The sequence below is a fragment of the Flavobacterium gawalongense genome (genome assembly GCF_007097265.1).
Classification (GTDB): domain Bacteria; phylum Bacteroidota; class Bacteroidia; order Flavobacteriales; family Flavobacteriaceae; genus Flavobacterium; species Flavobacterium gawalongense.
Genome location: NZ_VJZP01000011.1, coordinates 87,560 through 110,696, shown reverse-complemented (window position 1 = coordinate 110,696; position 23,137 = coordinate 87,560). Strand labels below are relative to the sequence as shown.

Here is a 23,137-nt window from a genome sequence, read left to right as displayed (position 1 = left end):
TGAATTCACTCCTCTAAAAATATTTCTATCTGCCATCAGGCAAAAATAATAAATTGCGACCTAAACGCCTATACCTAATCTCTTTTTTAAGATTACTTCACTAATTTATTTTTTTAATTCAAGTTAATTTAATTTGAAGCGAAAAACGGGAAGAATCTCAGCAGACAAATTCCCGAACCTCTCGCTCCAAAAAATGAACTTATCTATTATCTAATCAGTATTCTCAATCATCTTATATGCATCAATCACTTTTTTAACTAATCGATGTCTTACAATATCTTTATCATCAAGATAAATAATCCCAATTCCATCGACATCTTTCAAAACCAACAAGGCTTCTTTAAGTCCGGAAATGGTTCTTCTTGGCAAATCGACCTGGCCAGGATCACCTGTAATCATGAATTTGGCGCTTTTCCCCATACGGGTCAGAAACATTTTCATTTGGGAATGTGTCGTGTTTTGCGCTTCATCCAAGATTACAAAAGCATTATCCAAAGTCCTACCGCGCATGAATGCTAAAGGGGCAATTTGGATAATTCCCTTTAGAATATAATCCTCCAGTTTTTCATTGGGTAACATATCCCGCAAAGCATCGTAAAGAGGTTGCATGTAAGGATCCAGTTTTTCCTTCATGTCACCAGGAAGAAAACCAAGATTCTCCCCTGCTTCTACTGCGGGACGCGTGAGTATAATACGCTTGACTTGTCTTTCTTTCAACGCCTTAATAGCCATAGCGACCCCCGTGTATGTTTTTCCTGTTCCTGCAGGTCCAACGGCAAAAACCATATCATTCTTTTCCATGGTATCCACCAACAATTGTTGATTGGGCGTCATTGGTTTTATGATCTTCCCACCTACTCCATGCACCAAAATTTTGTCATGCCCAAAAGCTTTTCTTTCTTCTTGGCCGTCGCTTAAAATAACGCGTTCTATGACATTATCATCGATAGTATTGTAACGAGTAAAATGAAGCATTAGCCGTTGAAAACGTTTTTCGAACTCGTCCAGAACCTCTTTTTCTCCAAAAGCTTTTAAGGTTGTTCCCCGAGCTACAATCTTTAATTTTGGGTAGTACTTTTTAATTGTTTCAAGATGAGTGTCTTGAGCGCCCCAAAAGTCTTTTGGAGCGATGTCTATGAGCTCGATTATTCTTTCGTTCAAATGAGGTAGTTTTAAATTAAAATTAATTTTTTTATAAATCAATTGGTTGTCGGGTATATTTCTTGTTTTTAAATAGAATTTGTTTTTTGTTTTTCGTTTTTTGTGTTTACTATTATTAGCTTTGCACTTCTCAAATTTAATAAAATTAGGTTTACATAACACCAATAGTTATAAACAAATTTATGTCAATAATTACCCTTACTACCGATTACGGCTTGAAAGACCACTTTGTAGGCGCACTGAAAGGGAAAATTTTATCCGAGTATTCCGAGGCATCCGTTATTGATATTTCGCATCATATTGACCCATTCAACACTGTAGAAGCAAGTTATATTCTTGGAGCTTCGTTTGCGAGCTTTCCAAAAGGCACTGTACATCTTATTGGAGTGGATATGGAATCAAATAAAGAAAATCAACATATCGTCATGCAATGGAATGATCATTATTTTATTGCCGCTGATAATGGCATTTTAAGTATGCTTTCGCAAAAGATTGTTCCTCAAAAAATGGTGGCTATCAATATTCATGACCGTTTGCCCAGCGAAGCTACTGATCTTGATGTTTTCGTAAAAGTGGCTTGCCATATTGCCAAAGGTGGTTTGATGAACGTCATTGGTAAAGAAATAAAAAATATCAAGCAAGTAACCAACTTACAAGCGACTATCTCTGATGATGGCAATTCATTAAAAGGTCATGTTATTTATATTGATCATTTTGGGAATGTGGTGACCAATATTTCTAAAAAATATTTTATTGAGGTTGCCAAAGGACGACCTTATGAAATTGTATTGAAAACTAAAAATATTAAAACGATTCTACCCAATTATTCAGCAATTGCGAGTTCTGATAAATATCCGATTAAATATTATGAAGGAGAAAAATTAGCCATTTTCAATGAAGCTGGTTTTCTGGAGATTGCCATTTTTAGGAGCAATCCTTCCAAAGTAGGATCAGCTAATAGTTTATTGGGGTTGAATTATAGAGACATTATAAATATAGTATTCCGTTAGCAGTGGTCAGTAATCAGTTTAAAAAATCTAAAATCGTTAATCCTCAATCTTAAATCATAAATCCCAATGTTTGTACGAATTGTAAAATTGAGTTTTCACGAGGAACATATTCCTGCTTTTTTAGAAAACTTTGAGTTAATGAAAGATAAAATACGAAATGCTCCCGGAAATCGTTTCTTAGAACTGTATCAGGATAAAAACAATAAGAGCATTTTCTTTACCTATAGCTATTGGGAAACCGAAGCCGATTTGGAAAATTACAGAAATTCCGAACTTTTTTATGATGTTTGGACATTCACCAAGAAATTATTCAACGACAAACCGGAAGCTTGGAGCGTGGATAAAATAGTTACTTTGGTTTAAAGTTTTTTTAGTTTAAAGTTGAGCAACTTTGAACCTTAAACCTTAAACTTTTTAAACAAAAAACAAATGAAATCAATAGTATTACGAGAGATAAAATCCTTTTTCGGTTCGCCCATCGGCTACTTGGTTATTGCCATTTTTCTAATTATCAACGGATTGTTTCTTTGGATTTTCGAAGGGGAATATAATATTTTAAATACCGGTTTTGCTGACTTAACCCCGTTTTTCACATTAGCACCTTGGATTTTAATATTCTTGATTCCTGCGGTAACGATGCGCAGTTTTTCGGACGAAAAAAAACAGGGAACGTTAGAATTATTGCTGACGAAACCGTTGAGTATTTGGCAAATCGTAAATGGAAAATTTCTTGGAGCTTTGCTTTTAATTGTAATGGCCATTATTCCAACATTTATTTATGTAGCAGTTATTTCTAATTTAGGAATGCCCGAGGGAAATATCGATATGGGAAGCACGATAAGTTCTTATTTTGGCTTGTTATTTCTTATTGCAGGGTATTCAGCCATTGGAATATTTACATCAACATTATCTGACAATCAAATTGTGGCTTTCATTGTTGCCGTATTTTTATGTTTCTTTTTCTATTTTGGTTTCGAAGGTTTGGCTTCTGTTGTTCCAAATATGTCTTTAATAATTGCCTCTTTTGGAATGCAGGATCATTTCAAAAGTATGAGCCGAGGCGTACTAGACACAAGAGATATTCTTTATTTTACAAGCATAACAGTATTATTTCTTTCGTTTACTGTTTATAATCTAAAATCTTTCAAATCGTAATGACAACTTCTAAGAAAAAAAACCTAAAATCGGTACTGATTACCATTGCTGTTTTATTGCTTTTGAATATAATTGGAAGTTCCTTTTTTCATCGTTTTGATTTGACAAAAGATAAAAGATACACCCTTTCAACAACTTCTTTGAATATTATCAAACAAGTGAAAAATCCTTTGTCTATAAAAGTATATATGCAAGGTGATTTACCGGCTGAATTCAAAAGGTTACAGCAAGAAACGAAGCAATTACTGGAAGAATTTCAGGCGTACAACAAGAATATTATTTTTGAATTTGTAGATCCATTGGAGAACAAAGACGAAAGTATGGATAATATTAAAGAGTTGTATCGAAAAGGGCTTACGCCAATAAATATAGCCGTTGACGATAAAGGAAAGCAATCCCAATCGATGGTTTTTCCTTGGGCAATTGCAGTATACGACAATAAGGAAGTTAATATTCCATTATTGAAAAACATTATGGGCGCTTCAACTACCCAAAAAGTGATTGGTTCCGTTCAGCATCTGGAATATTCGATTGCTGAAGGTTTGAATAAAATCACCAAAGCAAAACAAAAGAAAATTGCCGTAATCAAGGGTAATGGAGAACTTCAGGATATCGTAATGGCTAAATTTCTTTTACAGGTACGCGAAAGTTATCATATCGGACCTTTTACTTTAGATTCAGTTGCAAAAAACCCAATAGGGAGTCTAGAAGCTTTGGAAAAATATGACTTGGCTGTTATCGCTAAACCTACCGAAACATTTACAGATGCTGAGAAACAAGTTTTGGATCAATTTATTATCAATGGTGGGAAAACATTGTGGCTGATTGACCAAGTTTCAGCAGAAATGGATAGTTTGTACAATGCATCTGGAGCCACTTTGGCCTATCCAAGAGATTTGAATCTGAATGACATGTTCTTCAAATACGGCATCCGAATCAATCCTGATTTAGTAAAAGACGAACAAGGAAGTCCAATAAAATTGGCTACTGGTGAACAAGGAAGCGCGACTCAATTTCAGGAATTCAACTGGAAATTTGCGCCTCAGGTTTATCCAAATAGCTTGCATCCAATTGTGAAAAATTTAGGCGGAATCAAATTTGATTTTGCCAACCCTATTGATACGTTGAAAAACGGAATTAACAAAACCATTCTGTTGCAATCGTCTCAATATTCGAAAAAAATAGGAACTCCAACGGAGATAAATCTGAATAGTGTTGCCGAAGAAACTTCGCCAAACGATTACCTGAATAAAGGAAATATTCCGCTTTCGGTTTTACTGGAAGGTTCGTTTCATTCTATATTTGAAAATCGGGTTTTGCCTTTTGACCAAAAAACATTTCAAGCTACAGGAAAAGACAATAAAATGATTGTGATTGGGGATGGAGATTTGATAAAAAATCAATTGGACAAGAACTTCCAACCCGTTGAATTGGGCTACGACCAAAGATCCGGGAATTTGTATGACAATAAAGATTTTCTCATAAATTGTATCAATTATCTGCTGGATGATAACGGACTTATTAACATTCGAAGCAAGGATCTTGATTTGCCATTATTGGATAAAGAAAAAGTTTACGAAAACTATACTCGTACACAATTCATAACTATCGGGCTACCAATTCTTATTTTATTACTTTTTGGTGTTCTGTTTACATTCCTCCGAAAAAGAAAATACAGTAAATAGATGTTAATAAAAAAGTTTCCAAACTAGAATAGTTTACGATATATTTGTAAAATGTATCGTATTTCGTATTTAAAGAAATACCTTAAAAAATAAAACAAAACAGATGAAATTTATAGTATCGAGTTCGTACTTATTGAAACAATTACAAGTTTTAGGTAACGTTATCAACAGCAGTAATACTTTGCCTATTTTAGATAATTTCCTATTTGATTTAGATCACAATGTGTTAACGGTTTCTGCTTCTGATTTAGAGACCACAATGTCTGCTACTTTAGGAATTGATTCTGAAAGCAAAGGAAGTGTTGCTGTTCCTGCAAAATTACTTTTGGAAATCCTTAAAACATTTCCGGAACAACCATTAACTTTCACCGTTGAAGAAAACAGTACGATTGAAATCAGCTCTAATTCTGGAAAATATGCCTTGGCTTATGCCCCTGGAGATGAATTTCCAAAATCGGTTAACTTAGATGATCCTTCTGTAACACTTGTTCCTGCTGATGTTTTAGCTACAGCAATTAGCAAAACTATTTTTGCTGCGGGAAATGATGATTTACGTCCGGTAATGTCCGGTGTATTCTTTCAGTTTTCGCCACAAGGATTGACTTTTGTAGCAACTGATGCACACAAATTAGTGAAATATGCCCGTACAGATGTTACTGCTTCTCAAGTAGCTGATTTTATTATGCCAAAGAAACCTTTGAACATCTTAAAAAATATTCTTGGTACTTCAGATGCTGAAGTGAAAATTGAATATAACGATTCGAATGCTACTTTTTCTTTCGATAATTATGTTTTAATGTGTCGTTTGATTGATGGAAAATATCCAAATTACGAAGCGGTAATCCCAAAAGAAAATCCAAATAAATTAATGATCGATCGTTCTCAATTTTTGAGTTCAGTTCGTCGTGTTGCTATCTTTTCGAATAAAACTACACACCAGATTCGTTTGAAAATCGCTGGTGCTGAATTAAATGTTTCTGCCGAAGATATTGATTACTCAAATAAAGCAGAAGAAAGATTGACATGTGATTACCAAGGTGATGATATGCAAATAGGTTACAATTCTCGTTTCTTAACTGAAATGTTGACTAATTTGCAATCCGATATGATTATGCTTGAAATGTCATTACCAAACAGAGCCGGAATCCTTACTCCTGTTGATGGATTAGAAGAAGGTGAAACAGTTACCATGCTTGTTATGCCGGTAATGCTGAACAGTTAACATTATATTTTGATTTTGTTATATTTTAATTTTTGGAATTCAAATATAATACTTACCATTGTATAACAGATACGCTATTAACCAAACCATTTTTATATTTAAAAAACCGCAACTTCTTTTGAAATTGCGGTTTTTTGTTTTCTAATGTTTACTTTTTGTCAAGTCGAACACAGTCGAGACTCAATACGCTGAGTCTCGACTGTGTTCGACTTGACAAAGTATTTCCTGAAACAATTATTAAATTTAAAAATATGAAGTCTAAAGCCTGCTTTTTGAAATCTGCCCCCTGAAAACTGAATACTCTTTCTAAATAACTCCCATTTTTTTCATCAGGAACGTAGCACTTCGATTTTTACAAATGCCGTCTCTGAGTTTATAATCGAAATGTAAATCATTATTGATAATCTCCACTTCAAAACATTTATTGGTTAGCACATTCGGATACTCATTCGTAGTCAGACAAACTTCTATATCATGCGTAGCAATGGCTCCAATCGCTTTTTTACCAATCACTTTTTTGACCACTTCAATCGTTCCGTTTCGTTTATCATCTGAATTGGTTCCGCGCAATATTTCATCAAGTAAAACAAATGCAGGTCTGTTTTCCAATTCGTCCATAATTTGCTTTAAGCGCTTTATTTCGGCGAAGAAATACGATTCACTATCTGATAAAGAATCGGATAATCGCATGGAAACCAAAACCGGTAAAGGATGAACATTAGCCTGACTGGCACAAACCGGCGAACCCATTCCTGACAAAACCATATTTATTCCTAAACTTCTCAGAAACGTACTTTTTCCCGACATATTAGAACCGGTCAAAATCATAAACGATTCGGGATGAAAACTCACGGAATTCCCTACTCTAGTTTTTTTATTTAGTAACGGATGATTTAAATTAGAGAAATCAATTTCAAAATTGGTGTTTAATGTTGGATACACAAACTCGGGATTATTATAGGAAAGATTTGCCAAACTGTTCAGCATCTCGAATTCTCCAATAACTTCCATCCAGTCTTCGAGCACTTCGGCATGATCCTTTTTCCATTGAATTAATGATTTTAAAACATGCAGATTAAAAAGAAATGTTCCGTTGAATACGATAGCTGTTACGAAATTTCCGATGCTGTCCATTTTTGAAAATAAGCCCGCCAATTGTTTCAGATGAATACTGGCATTTTCTTTTTTGAAGGTTAGTTTTTGTTGTAAATCCATTAGTTTTTCGGACTGAAAAGATTCTTCTTCAATTTTCTGTAACAACAAACTATACTGATTGATGATTTTATCAATATTGGAGGAATTTGCAATTTCAACTTGAATTCGCTTCATAAACCTACCCAAAATAATTAAATTGAAAACGAAAACATAGGATAAAAGAGAAGCATAAATGGCATTAGAAGTCACTAAATAAGTGATAAAAAGCCCCAGAAAAAGAATTGGCGAACAATAGGAAACAAAAATACTAGCTTTGGACAAAGGCGTGCTGTTGAATGTGCTCCACTTAAGCAAAGTGTCATAACTCAATTGTGTGTCCTGACTTATTTTGGCAAAAGCCAAAAACTCCTGACGCCAATCTAATTTTTCAGCTAATTCTTTTGTGGCTTTATGATTTCTAACAATTTCATCATTTGGTAAAAGTGTCAAAAGTTGTTTTGCCAATGTTTTTTTTCCAATAAATGTAGCGGTTCTATTCAGATTTTGAAACAAAGAATGCGCTCCGAAAATATCCAAATCATACACATATGGATGATGAAAATCATTGAATTCCTGTCCGTTTTCGAAAGGAATTTTATTTCTTTCCAGATAGGCTATTTCATTTTCATTAATTTCCAATAGTGCTTGTTTTATTTGCTTCTGAAAAACTAATTTGGAATGAAAACGCATCAAAACTATAAATAATCCAAAAAGGAACACCGCCAAAGCAATAAAAACAGCACCGTTTGTTTTAATATAATAATAGATGGACGCTAAAAAAAAAACAATAGTGAGTAGCCGAAAAAAGCTAATACTATTGTACTTTTTATTGATTTTATTTAATGCTGTTAAAAAGCTTTCCTTTTTTGCTTTGTATACTTCCATAATTCATTTTGATGAACTACAAATATAGTGCTTCCATCGACAATTCATTCATTAGAGAACAAGGAATACGTAACTATATTTATACCATAAAAAGGTCTTCTATGCATTTTTCAATTCCAAGACACTTCCTAATTTTTCGAAATTTTTTAATTTTTAAAAATACTGGAAAATCATACATAAAAACGTTCAACAGTTATTTTCAATAGCAACACTCAAAATTAATCAATATGAATGGCTAAGATTGGTATGTCAAAATTAGTCGCTAATTTTTTTGTAAAACTTGGTTTAAACAATCCTTCAAAAAAGCCTCTTTTATAAGTAAGCATTGTTAACACATCGATGTCTTTATATAAAATGAAATCCAAAATAGTTTCTTTTATTTCATCACTGGTAATGACAAAAAACTCAATGGGTTCCTGCATAAACTCGGTTTCCCATTTTTCTATTGTTTCTTTTGATACATCAGAAGTACTGGTTTTCACATAAAGACATTTCACTTTTGCTTTTGTTTTTTTTGCGATATCCAATACTGTTTTAAGCGCTTTTTTATCTTTAGGTCTAAAACGGGTCGTGAAACCAATAGTCTCAATTTTTTTGAATTTTGCTTCCAATGGGACACACAACATAGGAACATCTATCCCTATTATAGCAGAACCCGCATTACTTCCTACAAAAAACGCATCCCATCCAGTAACCCCAGAAGTCCCCATTACAACAAAATCTATTTGATCTTCTTTAATTGCTCTTTTGATATTCGTTAATAAATCACCATCCATGAGCCTGTGAGTCATCTTAATTTTATCGAGGTGGCGTTCTTCGGCTATGGCTCGAAGCTTTGGAATCTCCTCTTTAAACATGTCGAATTGGGATAACTCCAATGAATCATAAATCACGGCATAATTTTCAGGAAAAAACTGATTATCAAATACGGGCAATTCAAATGTGTGCAATAAAACGAGTTCACCTTGAACTATTTTTGCAAATTCTAAAGCATGTACAAAGGCATTAGTGGCCACTTCAGAAAAATCTGTTGGAAATAGAATTTTTTTCATTTTGTTAAGTATTTAGAACGGTTCACCTATCAAAGTTAATTATAAATTAACATTTAACACAATAACTATCAGATATTTATAAACAAAACAACATTCGAATTCAAGCTGTTAATCCAAACTCAGTTTAAATTTTATTATTCAAATTGATATCCAAATTGTTTTTATTCATGAATAGCAAGAATAGGCACATTGACATGAAAAGCTAATTTTTTTGAAAGACTGATTTTAAATAATTTTTCAAAGAAATTTCTATGGTACACATGCATAGCAATCATATCAATTTTATGCAAATCAATAAAATCCAATATAATACCTTCCACATCATTGCTTATAATGGAATGTAATAAGATGTCATGATTTTTAACTATTAGCTTCCATTCTTCCATATAGTCATTCTTATCCGTTTGAGGGGATGCGAGTACACGTAAACAATCGATATGTGCCTGAAATACTTTGGCTAGAGCCATAACTTTCTTTAATACTTCAAGGTCTTCGGGTCTAAATTGCGTGACAAAAAGTATTTTTTTTATGGGTTGGTATTGACAATGTTCAGGTATTGCCAAAACAACTGCTTTGACATCATTCATCACTTTTGTTGCAACCGTACCTAAAAAAGTTTCTTTTAATCCCGTAGCGCCTTTAGTTCCCATGACCACAAAATCAATGTTTTCCTCCTTAGTTATTTTTTGGATTTCAGGAACCAAATAACCCAAAATCAATACATGGCTTATTTTGATATGGTCCAAATTATTTTCTTCGGCAATGCTTCTTAAAAGAGGAACTTCATCTTTGTAATTCTCAAAATTACTTAACTCAGTGACATCATAAATTTCATGTAAATATTCCGATACATTAATATAATTGGCTTGCGGCAATTGATAGACGTGCATCGTAATAATTTCGGCATTTATGGAATCCGCCAATTTTAATGCGTAAATGAATGCATTATTAGATACATCAGAAAAGTCGGTAGGAAATAGAATTTTTTTCATAATACATCTCAATTTATTGCAAATCAATAATCTATATAAAATTACAAAAGAAAACACAAAATAGTATGATTATTATCAGTTTGGCTAATTTTTAACAAAAAATAAAGTTAATGGTTTAATAAGCTGGTCTTGTTGCGTTGTCAATTTTACTTACTTTTGCATAAAATTGAAATAAAAATATGATACCTCACGATTCCATAGTAGCACTGGCAACTCCTTCGGGAGCCGGAGCAATAGCCGTAATTCGAATTTCCGGTAAAGATGCCATTGCTATTGGTAATTCTGTTTTTCGATCCATTAAAAATAAAGATTTAACAAAACAAAAAACACATACATTACATTTAGGCCACATTATGGATAATACCAAAACTTTGGATCAGGTATTAGTCTCTATTTTCAAAGGGCCGAACTCCTATACAGGCGAGAACACCATTGAAATTTCTTGTCACGGTTCTACTTATATCCAACAGCAAATTATTCAGTTATTGCTCCGCAAAGGGTGTCGCATGGCTGATCCTGGTGAATTTACACTACGAGCTTTTCTAAATGGAAAACTCGATTTATCCCAAGCTGAAGCCGTTGCCGATTTAATTTCATCAGATAATGAAGCTTCTCATCAAATTGCGATGCAGCAAATGCGTGGTGGTTTCTCTAATGAAATAGCCAAACTGCGTGAAGAACTGTTGAATTTTGCTTCGCTAATTGAACTCGAACTCGACTTTGCCGAGGAAGATGTGGAATTTGCCGACAGAACCCAATTTCATGAATTATTGAATAGAATAGAATTTGTCCTAAAACGTTTAATCGATTCGTTTGCCGTAGGAAATGTCATAAAAAACGGAATTCCCGTGGCTATTGTGGGTGAACCCAATGTGGGAAAATCGACGCTGCTGAATGCTTTATTAAATGAAGAACGCGCCATCGTTTCAGAGATTGCGGGAACTACACGTGATACAATAGAAGACGAATTAGTGATTGGTGGAATCGGTTTTAGATTCATAGATACGGCTGGAATTCGGGAAACTGAGGATATCGTGGAAAGTATTGGGATTCGTAAGACTTTTGAAAAAATTGAACAAGCACAAGTTGTCGTTTATTTATTAGACAGCAGTTCGCAAATGACAGATGGCAGTTTTAAACAAATTCAGATTGAATTAGAAAAAATCAAGAATCAGTTTCCTTTGAAACCTCTTGTCATTATCGGTAACAAAGCCGATAAATTAACCGAAACTGAAATACAAAACATCAAATCTGAAATTCCAACTATCTTGCTAATTTCTGCTAAAGAAAAACTGGGCGTGGACGAACTCAAAAATCAATTATTATCCTTTGTCAATACTGGTGCATTAAGAAATAATGAAACAATCGTAACTAACACAAGACATTACGATTCCTTACTAAAAGCGTTAGACGAAATACAAAAAGTGAAATTTGGCCTTGAAACTAACTTATCAAGCGACTTGATGGCATTAGATATTAAGGAAGCCTTGTATCATTTTGGGATGATTACCGGACAGGTTACTAACGATGAATTGCTGGGAAATATTTTTGCTAATTTCTGTATCGGAAAATAACAGCATAAAGCAACACAAAATACCATATCAAAATAAACGTTAAATCACTAATCGAGATCAATATTTAAAATTCAATTCCCGTCAATCATTAGGTCTTAAAAAAAGCATTTACACTGTAACCCAAATATTAATACTTATTTTATTATTTTTTTGTAATTTTGAAATCATCACTTAATTTAAGTTTGAGCTTCCAAAATTCCCAACTTCTTAAGTGATTCGTCCTGAAATAGATTGAGACTTAAAACGTCAACAAAATGACTCCAGAACAAAAAAATAAAGTTTTTTTGCGTTAGCATTTCAATAATTTAATCTTCTTCATCAACCACTTGGCTTGAGTATCAACACTCTTTGGACAGGTTTAGAGATAGAAGTAACTCGGAGTAGGAATGGATGCGCTCCAAACAGATACCCTTGTGGATCATCTAAAACAAGAACGAGCTATGAGGTAACATACCTAAACGACTTTTTATCCCTACATAAAAAGCGCACTTATTTTATTATAATTTAAAAATAAAGCTATGCGAGTTCCTGTAATCCGAAAAAATATAATATTCACCCCTGATTCCAGGAGGGTTGTTGCCCGGTATTTTATGAATGGCGATCAACGGACCCAAAAAATGGTGAGCCGCATAATGATGTTGGATGATAAACAAGTCATAGACACTTTGGAACATACACTTCGTGAGTTTGCCAGACGACATCGAAATATTTCAAGCATATTTTTTAGGCATTGCGAAAAAATCAGGGGCATAATTGAAGGGATGCAAATCAACTATGACGGCCTGTCACAGGAACGAAAAATGCTCATCGGTTCCTACTGTACAATGGAGTATGCTATAGAATCCACAGCCATTTTCAACCCTTCCATTGTGGAAGATTTCGATCAGTCGGGTCTCGAAAAGGGAGAAAAGCGTGTCATTATTTCTTTCCGTGCCACCGGCGAAGGTCATATCTCATCAATTGTTTTTAGAAGGGGAATCCTGGATAAGAATAACAATCTCCAGGTGATGAAAATCGGTAATAACATTGATAAAGCAGAGATTGTACACAAAACGTTATACAACAAAGAACGATTTCTGATGAAATTGGCAGAAATGCATACTTCGGACAAATACTCAACCCGTATTATGCAAGACCTGCCGGACGAATTTGATTATGCCGTATTAAAAAATGTGGTAAATAAAGCATTAAGCGATCCACTGATTCGCCAGGAGAGGAGAACTGCACTCGAAGAAGTGATCTGGTTGGCGGATTCATTTTATGATTTGCAATTCAAGCACGATTCCGATATCACCGAACGTGTTATATTTCCGATATCAGATTCTGAAAGTCGTGGTATTGAAGATGCCCGTTTTGTACGCTTTGTGGATGATGATAAATCAGATCGAGTAATGGCTACTTATACGGCTTATAATGGTCATGTCATTCTTCCAAAACTTATTTCTACTGAAGACTTTTATACGTTCCGTGTAATGCCCTTATATGGAGCCGGTGCTCAAAATAAAAATCTGGCATTATTCCCTAGAAAAATCAAGGGCAAATATGCTATGCTATCCAGAATTGACGGTGTTAACAATTACCTTATGTATTCCGATAGGCCTACGCAATGGAATAATCCCGTTATCCTCCAAGAGCCGCGTTATACATGGGAATTTACACAAATTGGAAATTGTGGATCGCCACTTTGGACCGAAGAAGGCTGGTTGGTTATTACGCATGGTGTAGGTGCCATGAGACGATATTGCATAGGTGCTTCGCTGTTTGATCTTGATGATCCTTCGAAGGAAATTGGAAGACTTAAAGAGCCCTTGCTTTCACCACTGGAAGATGAACGGGAAGGTTATGTACCTAATGTAGTGTATTCTTGCGGTTCGATTATTCACAACAACAGCCTTATATTGCCTTATGCCGTATCAGACTATTCATCTACTTACGGTGTGGTAGATATGGTAGAATTAATGGAGGCTTTGAAGAATAGTAAATGATGGTTTGAATACAACCTACCAAAGCACAAGATTATGCCAAAAGATTAGGGAAGACCTAAACAATCCACAAAACAACTTATTAATGTAGAAGAGTTTTGCCAATACGCGGGTTTAAAATACGAATAAATGGAACCAGATATAAAGAGATAAAAAAGCTGCATTTTTTCATTTAACCAGTTCATTTTTTATACTGTTTACCCCTTAAATTATTCATATAAGATTGTTCCGCAAAAAAGCATTGTCCAGCAATAATCTTTTGCCACCCTTTTTGTTTTTTATTCTTTGCTCAGAATAAATTTTGTACGCTTATTTATTTCTTTCTTGTCTAAAATTATACCTTATTTGTACTTCAATACTCAGGCAACTCAATTCCGTATTTGGGTAATCAAGACCTTAAAGGAATTTATCATCAAAGGATTCACATTAGATAATGCGCGACTAAAACAAGGCAAAAGTTTTGGTAAAGATTACCATCAAAAGATAAAAATAGCGATTTAGAAAACCAAAACGATTGGGCAAAAGATACTTGCACACTTTAAGAAATAGTGCCTAGAACTTTCTAAACCGATTTTTTTATGCACTATCTTCAGTATGTGCAAAATTTGCGACAACTGAATATTTTTGAAAAATCATTGCCGAATATACTAAGCAGCGGTAATTAAACACCTTAATCACCGCATATTTTGCGGAGAATAAAACAATATGTGAAGAATAAATATTATATTTACCGCAAATAATGCGGAGAATAATGAAATATATCTATCAAAATGACAATTGGCCCTCCTTTACTTGGGATTCAAACGTTTTACAATCGCTATTGGGAGACCTAAGAAACAAGCAAGGCAAACTCATGGGAAAAATGGAAGCTATGAGATTTGCATTGCAAGAACAAGCCCTGTTAGACACATTGACCATAGATATTCTAAAATCATCTGAGATTGAAGGAGAAATCCTGAAGACAGATCAGGTACGTTCTTCCATCGCAAGACATCTGGGAATGGATATTGCCGGACTTGTTCCTTCCGATAGAAATGTAGACGGAGTTGTAGAAATGATGTTGGATGCTACTCAAAATTATACTACTCCGCTAACAGCAAACCGATTATTTGGATGGCATAACTGCTTATTCCCAACAGGAAGAAGCGGTATGTATAAAATTAATGTTGGGCAATGGAGAACAGATGATAATGGCCCAATGCAGGTCGTTTCAGGTGGTTTTGGCAGAGAGAAAATACATTTTCAGGCTCCTGATGCTATACTTTTAGAAAAAGAAATAAACCAATTTTTAGAATGGTTTTCTAACGAAAACACTTTAGATCCTGTAATGAAAGCTGGAATTGCTCATTTATGGTTTATTACCCTTCACCCTTTTGATGATGGAAATGGCAGAATAGCTCGTGCTATTACAGATATGCAATTGTGTAAAGCAGATGGCAGTTCTAAACGATTTTACAGTATGTCTGCACAAATTCTTTTGCAACGCAACGGGTACTACTCTATTTTGGAACAAATACAGAAAGGAACATTAGATATTACAAATTGGTTACAATGGTTTTTTGAGAATCTCTTAGCTGCCTTAAATGCAACGAATACTACTTTGGAACAAGTACTATTAAAAGCTAGTTTTTGGGAGAAACAAACTCATATACTCTTGAACGAAAGACAAAAATTACTTCTCAATAAAATGCTTGAAGGCTTTGAAGGCAAACTTACCTCTACAAAATGGGCAAAAATCGCAAAATGCTCTCCTGATACAGCTCTGCGAGATATTCAAGATTTAATTTCGAAAGGCATTTTGACAAAAGACGATGGAGGAGGAAGAAGCTCGTCTTATCGCATTTTTGTGTAAAAAGACTAAAAATCGTGCCTCGTTTCATACTAAACAACTGATTTACATGAATTTAATTTTAATCTATTGATTTAGTAACAGTGAAATAAATTTTTCAATAAGAAATATCAATAAATAATAAGTACTATAAGACTGTCCGAGCATGCTATTCACTACAAGTCCGCAGGAAGGTGCTTTTCGTTGCTATCCTTGACAGGAACCTAGTTTGCATAATCAACAAATTACTAAATGATTTCAAATACTAAATCAAGAAAAAACAGTAACTTTAGTATATGAAAAAGCATCACAATATTATTATTGCCGGAGCCGGTGGAATTGCCGAAGCTATCGGTTTGTTATTGATGGAATGGAGTGAAGTAACCCCTACACTTTTTATTGGAGACAGAACCCATTCAAAAGCAAAAAAAGTAGCTAATTGGATTGAAGAAGGAACAACGAAACCCTGTTTCATTAAGGACTTTCATCTTGCTGAAAAAGGCCTAACGGATGAAATGGCAATAATCTTGCGTCAAGGAGATATTATTCTCGACTGCCTACCGGGTAGCCAAGCACCAAGGATAGCTCAATTCGCCAAAGATTTTAATCTGCATTACGCTAACCTCACAGAATATGTTTCAGAAACCGAAGAAATAATGGCATTGGCAAAAGATGCCAAAACTGGTTTTGTACTTCAAACTGGTCTGGCTCCCGGTTACATAGACTTGCTAGCCAATGGACTTTTTCAACAGTTTTGCATTGACTTTGAAGTAGATAAAGTGGACAAGCTTGAGTTTAAAGTTGGTGCTCTGACCAATCATGCTGTTGCTCCACATTATTATGGATTTACTTGGAGTCCGGTGGGAGTAGCTACAGAATATCTGAAAGAAACCATAGTCTTAAGGGATTTTAAAAAAACTACTCTGCCACCATTGTCGGAAAGAGCTACTATTATTATTGATGGCATTGCATATGAAGAGGATCTCACTTCTGGCGGTGCAGCGGATTTGCCTGATGCATTATTAGGAAAGGTACGTTCGCTTGACTACAAAACCTTGCGCCATCCTGGACATTATACTTGGGTGCAAGAGCAACTTACTAATTTGGAAAAGACATCTAACGCAATTAAAAGCCTACAAGAAAAAATGGAAACGGTTATCCCTCATATTGAAGACGACCAAATTATTTTGTATGCTGCGGTAGAGGGTAAAGATGCTGCAGGAATTTTGCGCAGACGAGAGATTGCGAAATGCATACTTCCTCAAAAAGTAGGAAAACATCAATTGAGAGCCATCCAAACAACTACGGCAGCGCCTCTAGCGCAAGCAGCTCAACTATTGCTCGAAACTCCTTATCGCGGAGTTGTCTTGCAAAGCCAAATTGATCCAAAACAATTTTTAAACGGAAATTATATCGTACGTGTTTACGGCAAAGTGTAAACACAGTAATACCAAATGCAATGATACATCTTCATTACATAACTAGTTAATGAAGATATATCGTTTGGGCATCTTTAAATTGTCTGTGAGATTACAATTAAAATTATTGCTATCAAAGCTAAAAAAAGACCTGCAAAATTCATTTTGGTCAATTTTTCCTTAAAAATTAAAATCCCAACAAGGCTGCCAATAATGATTACGCCCATATTCATCCCTGCAAAAACAGTTGACGGATTTTGAACAAATGCTTGATGTGCTTTTAAATAGAAAAGAATATTTCCAAAGTTGAAAATACCTACCAAACCGCCAAAAAGAATGTTTCTGATATTTAATGGTACTTTACTGATTGTCAATTCATAGATAACAGCCGCAACCATAATTAGCAGTGCTATCCCAAAAACCACAAATAATGAGGTTGTATAAGGCAGCCTTGTATTTAAAGCAATTTGCTTAAAAAGTATGTCTATTAGCCCAAAGCCAAGCAAAACTGCTAAAGGATAAACCCATTTATTTTCTGTATTTTGGGAGGGCTTAGCGAGAATGAGCAATAATGCTGGAAATCCTACCAAAAGCGCAGCAATTTTTAACATATTGAAATTTTCTTTGAAGATTAACCAAGCAGCCAAAATAGGTATAAACAATGAAAGTCGTTGAGCAGCATCGGTTTTTACAATACCCATGTGTTTTATGGATGCAGCCAGAAAAAGAAATATTGACGGCAACAAAACACCAATCGTTATGTAAATACCCCAAGGTACTGTCGTTCCTACAGCGTTAAGATCTGGACTGAAGAACAAATAACAAAGTACAAGAGCAAATACATAATTTGAAGCTACGATTTGTGTATTACTTACATTATAATTGCGTGAAAATTTAAATAGTACACCTACAGTTACACTGCATATAATGCTTAGAATTAGAAATAACATAGACAATATTTTGATTGTAAAATTACTATTTTATGTTTTCTATATTGCTCTTTTATTAAATTAAAGAAAAGCTTTTTTAATAGAAATAATCATCTCGTTAAAATAAAAAACATTCTGGATTAAAGGAATGCAATACCTAGATTTATATAATGTACAGAATGTGACAATATCTATTTCCTTACTTTTGCATAAAGCTTAAAGCTTAAATCATTAAAATATGGAAAAGGATTATTCTGTTGCGATATACCCTTCGGAAGCAATTATTTCATTGGTTAAATCCATGAAAGAACAATTAGCAAAGGAAGTAGGTTGGTTTCACAGTAAAAATTCTGTTGGCCATATTACCATCTGTGAATTCAAAGCAACTGATACGGAAATTGAAATTATTAAAAATCAACTAGACAGATTGTGTGATACTTTGCAACCAGTTGAAGTAACTTTAAATGGCTTTGGTTCCTATCCAAATGGTGCATTTTTCATATCCCCTAACGCGGTTTCTAAAAACAGTTTGAAACCCATAATGAAGCGTATCCAAGAATCGCTTCGTGTCCGAAATATGAAAAAAAATGATGATCCACATCTGTCCATTGCGCGAAGATTAACTCCGGAAAACCTTGAAAGAGCTAAGGCTTTATTTACCACAATAGACGTAGATTTTTTGTGTGACAGTATTGTTTTGCGAAAGTTTGATGAGAATATAAAACAGTTTGTTGTAATCGATACGTTTAAATTCAACAACAATCCACAACCAGAACTTATACAGGGAACGCTTTTTTAACCCTTAACATGGCTTTTAATTTTGTCTCAATAATAAATCTTAAAATCCAATGCTTCGCAAAGCTCTTTATAGTTCTTGAGCATGTTTCTTTCAATAGCTTCCATCTCTACATAATTTTGACACATCTCAAAATACAAAACATCAAACACGGTACTGGAAATAAAATCTATATTTTTTGCATATCCCGAAATGGCCAAAGCGCCTGTTTTATGTAAAAATTCCATTGCTTTTTTTTCCTCGATAAATAATGTTTTGCAACTTCCAAAATGAAGAATTTTATCTTGTAATACATTTTCAAATTGGTTTCCTATCTGATCCAATGTATAATGGTCATCGCCAATTTGGATTTTGTTTTTTCTGCCATGAAATGCCAAATAAATAATGGAATATTTCTTATAGATTCTTTTATCTCTAGTGAGTGTAAACAAGCGGTTACAAAATTCTTCGTAGGTGGAACAGGTTTTATAAATGGTGGCAATCTCGAGGTTCGCCTCCAATAATTGCAAGGCACTTTGCACCGAACTTTTTTTACGCAAATCAGATTCCCAATCGCCCTCTAGACAAAAGATATTTTTATCATACAAATTAGCTATTGACATTTTGATAACTGTTTAAATTACTATTTAACACCGTTACAACACCATAATTTAATACTGGAAATCTATTTCTTAAATTGCTAAGTCTGCAAACTAGATACAAAGCTCACTATTTTTAAGTAACTAAAAATCAAAAACTTGAATTATTTTATAAAATAGTTATGAAGTACGTGTTTTTATCCAAATTCTAATTGAAATAATGAATTAATCACTCTTCAACCATCCCGTAATGCTCATTCTGGTATTTTGAGTTACCAAAACTTCATGAACTAATTCGTCACTCTTGAAGAAAACGGTTTTACCCTGAGTAGGCGAAATTTTCTGATTATTATTCAATTGATGAATTAGCAATTCGCCACCGTCACTTTCTTTCCAATTACTGTTTAAATAACTAATCATAGAGTATTTTCGGCTGGGATTATTCTTGAATTGATCCAAATGTTTTAGATAAAAATCACCTGATTCATACAACGAATAATGAAATTCATAGCCCGTTATTCCCGCGTAACAACTTTGATTCAGATAAAGAATAAATTCTTCTATTTGAGCAAAGAATTCATTTTCGAATGCGTTGTTGTGTTTTTTGTCAAGCCAATAAATTGAATCGCTACGTATCGCACCATCATAAGAAAGTTTCTCAGAATTCCCGATTCCTGCAGCCATCAATAAGCTGTCCTGATTCAAAGTAAGTAGGTTTTGTTTTAAATTGTTAGCCAAATCGGTGCTCAAAAAATGTTCGGATATGCCTACCTTATTTTCAATATAAGTAGCAATCAAAGCTTCAAAGCTATTTTTCATGTCTGTTTTCATTGACTGCATAGACTGCCAACGGGACAAGGTAGACTAAATAAAACCGTTACTACCTCATTATGAAATAAATAAAATTATTTCTTTCTAATTTTTGTGTTTTGAAAAAGATAATCCAAATTTAAAAAGGGCTTAGAAATCAATTCCAAACCCTTTTAATACTTTATAATTTACTGATAAAGCTACCGTAAATATCCTTAAACTGATAGCCTTCGGAAAAGCGGTCTTTGCTCAGTTTTTTGTATTCCACCAAGCCCCAAAGAATAAATTCTTTCATGAAGAATTTATCTTCTTTTTCCAGTTGCGGTTGGTATTTCTTGATTAAAACTTCAAGCGGAACAATGCTTCCCAGGATTCTTTCATATTCTTCATCAGAACAATCGTCTAATAATTCGAAACCACTTTCGGCAAAAAACCATTCGACGATATCCGTATAAGGCGTTTTCTCGTCTTGTTTTTGTAGTTTTTCAATTTTTGGAAAATAGGCAGGGAAGAAAGTATGAATCGCATCACCTAATAAATATTGTGCCACAACGGCTGCTCCCTCCTGCTCTCCTTCATAAACTAATTCCACTTTTCCGGTAATAGCAGGAATAATCCCCATAAAATCAGATAATCGTAAGGTGGTTTTGTCTTCTCCGGACTTCAATGCACGACGCTCCGCTGTACTTAATAAATTCTCTAAAGCGGTAATACTCAATCTGGCACTTACGCCACTTTTGTTATCAATGTATTCACTTTCTCTTGCTTCAAAACTAATTTGTTCCAATAAATCTCTCGCTAGCGAAGGCACGTAAACCATATCACTTTGTGCTGGATCTAATTTTGCTTCCTGTTCTGTAATGGTTCTTGCGATTTTAATGGTTTCGGGGTAATGCGTCAAAATTTGGGAACCAATTCTATCTTTTAATGGCGTTACAATACTTCCACGATTCGTATAATCTTCAGGGTTTGCGGTGAACACAAATTGCATATCGAGTGGCATTCGCAATTTGAAACCTCGAATTTGGATATCGCCTTCTTGTAGAATATTAAACAAAGCCACTTGAATTCGTGCCTGTAAATCGGGTAATTCATTAATTACAAAAATAGAACGATTCGCTCTTGGAATCATCCCAAAATGAATCACTCGATCATCCGCATACGACAATTTCAAATTGGCTGCTTTTATGGGATCCACATCACCTATCAAATCGGCAACGGTAACATCCGGCGTGGCTAATTTTTCGAAAAAACGGTCGCTTCTGTGTAGCCAGGAAATTGGTGTTTCATCCCCTTTGGCAGCAATTACATCTTTTGCGTAACGCGAAATTGGCTGCAGCGGATCATCATTAATTTCTGAACCGCTAACAAACGGAATGTATTCGTCCAGCAATTCAATCATTTTACGTGCTAATCTAGTTTTGGCTTGACCGCGAAGACCTAACAAATTGATGTTGTGACGCGATAAAATGGCTCGTTCCAATTCTGGAATTACGGTATTCTCAAATCCATGAACACCTTCAAAAGTAGATTTCCCTGATTTTATTTTTTCTCTAAGGTTGGAACGCAATTCATCCTTAATGCTTTTGCTTTCGTAACCTGATTTTTTTAATTCTCCAAGTGTTTTTATATTTTCTATTTTCATGTTGCAAATTGTCTTTCTTCTTGTATCTTTTCTTTAGTCCTTTATTTTATTCTTTTTTTACGATTCGTTTCATAATCTTCAAAAATCATTTCTCCAAGTCCTTTCAATCCGGTATAAAACGCTTTTCCCTGATTTGCTTCGGTAAAACGGTTGACAAATTGCTGCAAATACGGATCATTGGCAATCATAAAAGTGGTTATGGGAATATGTAATTTTCGGGCTTGTTGCGCCTGATTGTAACATTTATCAACAATATATTCGTCCAGACCGTTGCTATTCATATAATAGGAACCGTCTTTCTCCCGAACACAACTTGGCTTTCCATCGGTAATCATGAAAATCTGTTTGTTGGTGTTTCGTTTTCTGCGAAGTATATCCATAGCCAATTGTAATCCGGCCACAGTATTGGTGTGATATGGCCCTACTTTTAAATACGGTAAATCCCTAATGGCTATCGTCCAGGCATCATTCCCGAAAACCAAAATATCTAAAGTATCTTTTGGGTAACGCGTTGTAATCAATTCTACCAGAGCCATTGCCACTTTTTTAGCAGGAGTAATCCGGTCTTCCCCATACAAAATCATACTGTGGCTGATGTCAATCATTAAAACCGTACTCATTTGGGATTTGTACTGCGTTTCTTCGACAACCAAATCATTTTCAGTTAGCATAAAACCATCCACACCATTATTGATTTGGGCATTACGCAAACTTTCTGTCAAGGAAATTCGTTCTAATCCATCACCAAAATGAAATTCCCTAAATTCACCGGTATGTTCGTCACCGTTTCCGGAATGTTTGGTTTTGTGATTGCCGCTTCCGGAACGTTTTAAGTCACCAAAAATAGTATCTAAAGCCTGTTGTCGAATGGCACGCTCCGTTTTGGCAGTAATTCCAATTCCTGAAGTTCCATCGTCTTTGAGTTCATCGCGGATGTAGCCTTTTTTCTTTAAATCTTCAATAAAATCATCAATGGTATAATGTTCATCGGTGAGTTTATATTCTTTGTCCAATTCTCGCAACCAGTCGATTGCTTCATCAAAATCTCCCGAAGTATGCGTGATTAATTCTTTGAAAACCGCAAAGAGTTTATCAAACGGAGACTGAAATGGGGCTTCGTATTGCTTGAAATAAAATCCTTTTTTATTGTCATTTTTCATAGACTTTAAAATTACATCATTTTAAAATGCACTCTAGACAAACGTTTATTAATTTTTAGTT

Annotated in this window: 20 protein-coding genes; 11 read left to right on the top strand and 9 right to left on the bottom strand. The window is 34.5% G+C overall.

Annotated elements, in window-relative coordinates; translation table 11 throughout:
* Positions 1–210: 210 nt before the first annotated feature.
* Positions 211–1,161: a PhoH family protein gene (locus tag FNW38_RS08385; RefSeq protein WP_143387428.1), complete on the bottom strand. Its 951-nt coding sequence runs from the start codon at positions 1,159–1,161 to the stop codon at positions 211–213.
* 182 nt (positions 1,162–1,343) lie between these two features.
* Between FNW38_RS08385 and FNW38_RS08380 the strand changes: the two genes are divergently transcribed.
* The 5 genes from FNW38_RS08380 (at position 1,344) to dnaN (ending at position 6,233) form a co-directional block, all read left to right on the top strand.
* Positions 1,344–2,171: an SAM hydrolase/SAM-dependent halogenase family protein gene (locus FNW38_RS08380; protein WP_143387427.1), complete on the top strand. Its 828-nt coding sequence runs from the start codon at positions 1,344–1,346 to the stop codon at positions 2,169–2,171.
* Between the two features lie 66 nt (positions 2,172–2,237).
* On the top strand, positions 2,238–2,534 hold the full coding sequence (locus FNW38_RS08375) for a putative quinol monooxygenase (protein WP_143387426.1): 297 nt from the start codon (positions 2,238–2,240) through the stop codon (positions 2,532–2,534).
* A gap of 66 nt (positions 2,535–2,600) precedes the next feature.
* A complete protein-coding gene (gldF, locus tag FNW38_RS08370) occupies positions 2,601–3,326 on the top strand; it encodes a gliding motility-associated ABC transporter permease subunit GldF (protein ID WP_143387425.1) in 726 nt (241 codons plus the stop codon).
* Positions 3,326–5,011 (top strand): gliding motility-associated ABC transporter substrate-binding protein GldG, encoded by a 1,686-nt coding sequence (gene gldG, locus FNW38_RS08365; protein ID WP_143387424.1) that lies wholly within the window; start codon positions 3,326–3,328, stop codon positions 5,009–5,011. Before gldF ends, gldG begins: the two co-directional genes overlap by 1 nt.
* Positions 5,012–5,114: 103 nt before the next feature.
* A complete protein-coding gene (gene dnaN, locus FNW38_RS08360) occupies positions 5,115–6,233 on the top strand; it encodes a DNA polymerase III subunit beta (RefSeq protein WP_099715409.1) in 1,119 nt (372 codons plus the stop codon).
* Between the two features lie 306 nt (positions 6,234–6,539).
* On the opposite strand, the gene FNW38_RS08355 is transcribed toward dnaN, so the two are convergent.
* From FNW38_RS08355 to FNW38_RS08345, 3 genes are all read right to left on the bottom strand, one after another.
* The gene (locus FNW38_RS08355; protein ID WP_143387423.1) at positions 6,540–8,312 is read right to left on the bottom strand and encodes a MutS-related protein; all 1,773 of its coding nucleotides are present in this window, start codon (positions 8,310–8,312) and stop codon (positions 6,540–6,542) included.
* 218 nt (positions 8,313–8,530) lie between these two features.
* Positions 8,531–9,364 carry a universal stress protein gene (locus FNW38_RS08350; RefSeq protein ID WP_143387422.1) on the bottom strand — a complete coding sequence of 278 codons (834 nt, stop codon included), beginning with the start codon at positions 9,362–9,364 and terminating at the stop codon, positions 8,531–8,533.
* Between the two features lie 161 nt (positions 9,365–9,525).
* Entirely contained in the window at positions 9,526–10,356 is an 831-nt protein-coding gene (locus tag FNW38_RS08345; protein WP_143387421.1) for a universal stress protein, read from the bottom strand.
* Between the two features lie 179 nt (positions 10,357–10,535).
* Between FNW38_RS08345 and mnmE the strand changes: the two genes are divergently transcribed.
* The 5 genes from mnmE to FNW38_RS08320 all read left to right on the top strand — a co-directional run bounded on the left by mnmE (position 10,536) and on the right by FNW38_RS08320 (position 17,179).
* The gene (gene mnmE / locus FNW38_RS08340) at positions 10,536–11,930 is read left to right on the top strand and encodes a tRNA uridine-5-carboxymethylaminomethyl(34) synthesis GTPase MnmE (RefSeq protein WP_143387420.1); all 1,395 of its coding nucleotides are present in this window, start codon (positions 10,536–10,538) and stop codon (positions 11,928–11,930) included.
* Positions 11,931–13,057: 1,127 nt separating this feature from the next.
* Positions 13,058–13,915, top strand: coding sequence for a glycoside hydrolase family 130 protein (locus tag FNW38_RS17755; RefSeq protein WP_235890175.1), 858 nt, complete (start codon positions 13,058–13,060; stop codon positions 13,913–13,915).
* A 342-nt stretch (positions 13,916–14,257) separates the two neighbouring features.
* Positions 14,258–14,413: a RhuM family protein gene (gene rhuM, locus FNW38_RS08330; protein ID WP_235890174.1), complete on the top strand. Its 156-nt coding sequence runs from the start codon at positions 14,258–14,260 to the stop codon at positions 14,411–14,413.
* A 250-nt stretch (positions 14,414–14,663) separates the two neighbouring features.
* Positions 14,664–15,764, top strand: a complete 1,101-nt coding sequence (locus FNW38_RS08325; protein WP_143387418.1) for a Fic family protein — start codon at positions 14,664–14,666, stop codon at positions 15,762–15,764.
* 272 nt (positions 15,765–16,036) lie between these two features.
* On the top strand, positions 16,037–17,179 hold the full coding sequence (locus FNW38_RS08320) for a saccharopine dehydrogenase family protein (RefSeq protein ID WP_143387417.1): 1,143 nt from the start codon (positions 16,037–16,039) through the stop codon (positions 17,177–17,179).
* A 74-nt stretch (positions 17,180–17,253) separates the two neighbouring features.
* Here the strand turns inward: FNW38_RS08320 and FNW38_RS08315 are convergent, their stop codons facing one another.
* Complete coding sequence (locus FNW38_RS08315; protein ID WP_143387416.1) at positions 17,254–18,108, bottom strand: EamA family transporter; 855 nt, start codon at positions 18,106–18,108, stop codon at positions 17,254–17,256.
* A 217-nt stretch (positions 18,109–18,325) separates the two neighbouring features.
* Between FNW38_RS08315 and FNW38_RS08310 the strand changes: the two genes are divergently transcribed.
* Complete coding sequence (locus tag FNW38_RS08310) at positions 18,326–18,886, top strand: 2'-5' RNA ligase family protein (RefSeq protein ID WP_143387415.1); 561 nt, start codon at positions 18,326–18,328, stop codon at positions 18,884–18,886.
* Between the two features lie 26 nt (positions 18,887–18,912).
* Here the strand turns inward: FNW38_RS08310 and FNW38_RS08305 are convergent, their stop codons facing one another.
* From FNW38_RS08305 to FNW38_RS08290, 4 genes are all read right to left on the bottom strand, one after another.
* A complete protein-coding gene (locus tag FNW38_RS08305; protein WP_143387414.1) occupies positions 18,913–19,485 on the bottom strand; it encodes a DUF6642 family protein in 573 nt (190 codons plus the stop codon).
* A gap of 201 nt (positions 19,486–19,686) precedes the next feature.
* Entirely contained in the window at positions 19,687–20,280 is a 594-nt protein-coding gene (locus FNW38_RS08300; RefSeq protein ID WP_143387413.1) for a 2OG-Fe(II) oxygenase, read from the bottom strand.
* Positions 20,281–20,452: 172 nt separating this feature from the next.
* Positions 20,453–21,916 carry a sigma 54-interacting transcriptional regulator gene (locus FNW38_RS08295; protein ID WP_143387412.1) on the bottom strand — a complete coding sequence of 488 codons (1,464 nt, stop codon included), beginning with the start codon at positions 21,914–21,916 and terminating at the stop codon, positions 20,453–20,455.
* A gap of 41 nt (positions 21,917–21,957) precedes the next feature.
* Positions 21,958–23,076 carry a vWA domain-containing protein gene (locus tag FNW38_RS08290; protein ID WP_143387411.1) on the bottom strand — a complete coding sequence of 373 codons (1,119 nt, stop codon included), beginning with the start codon at positions 23,074–23,076 and terminating at the stop codon, positions 21,958–21,960.
* Positions 23,077–23,137 lie beyond the last annotated feature (61 nt).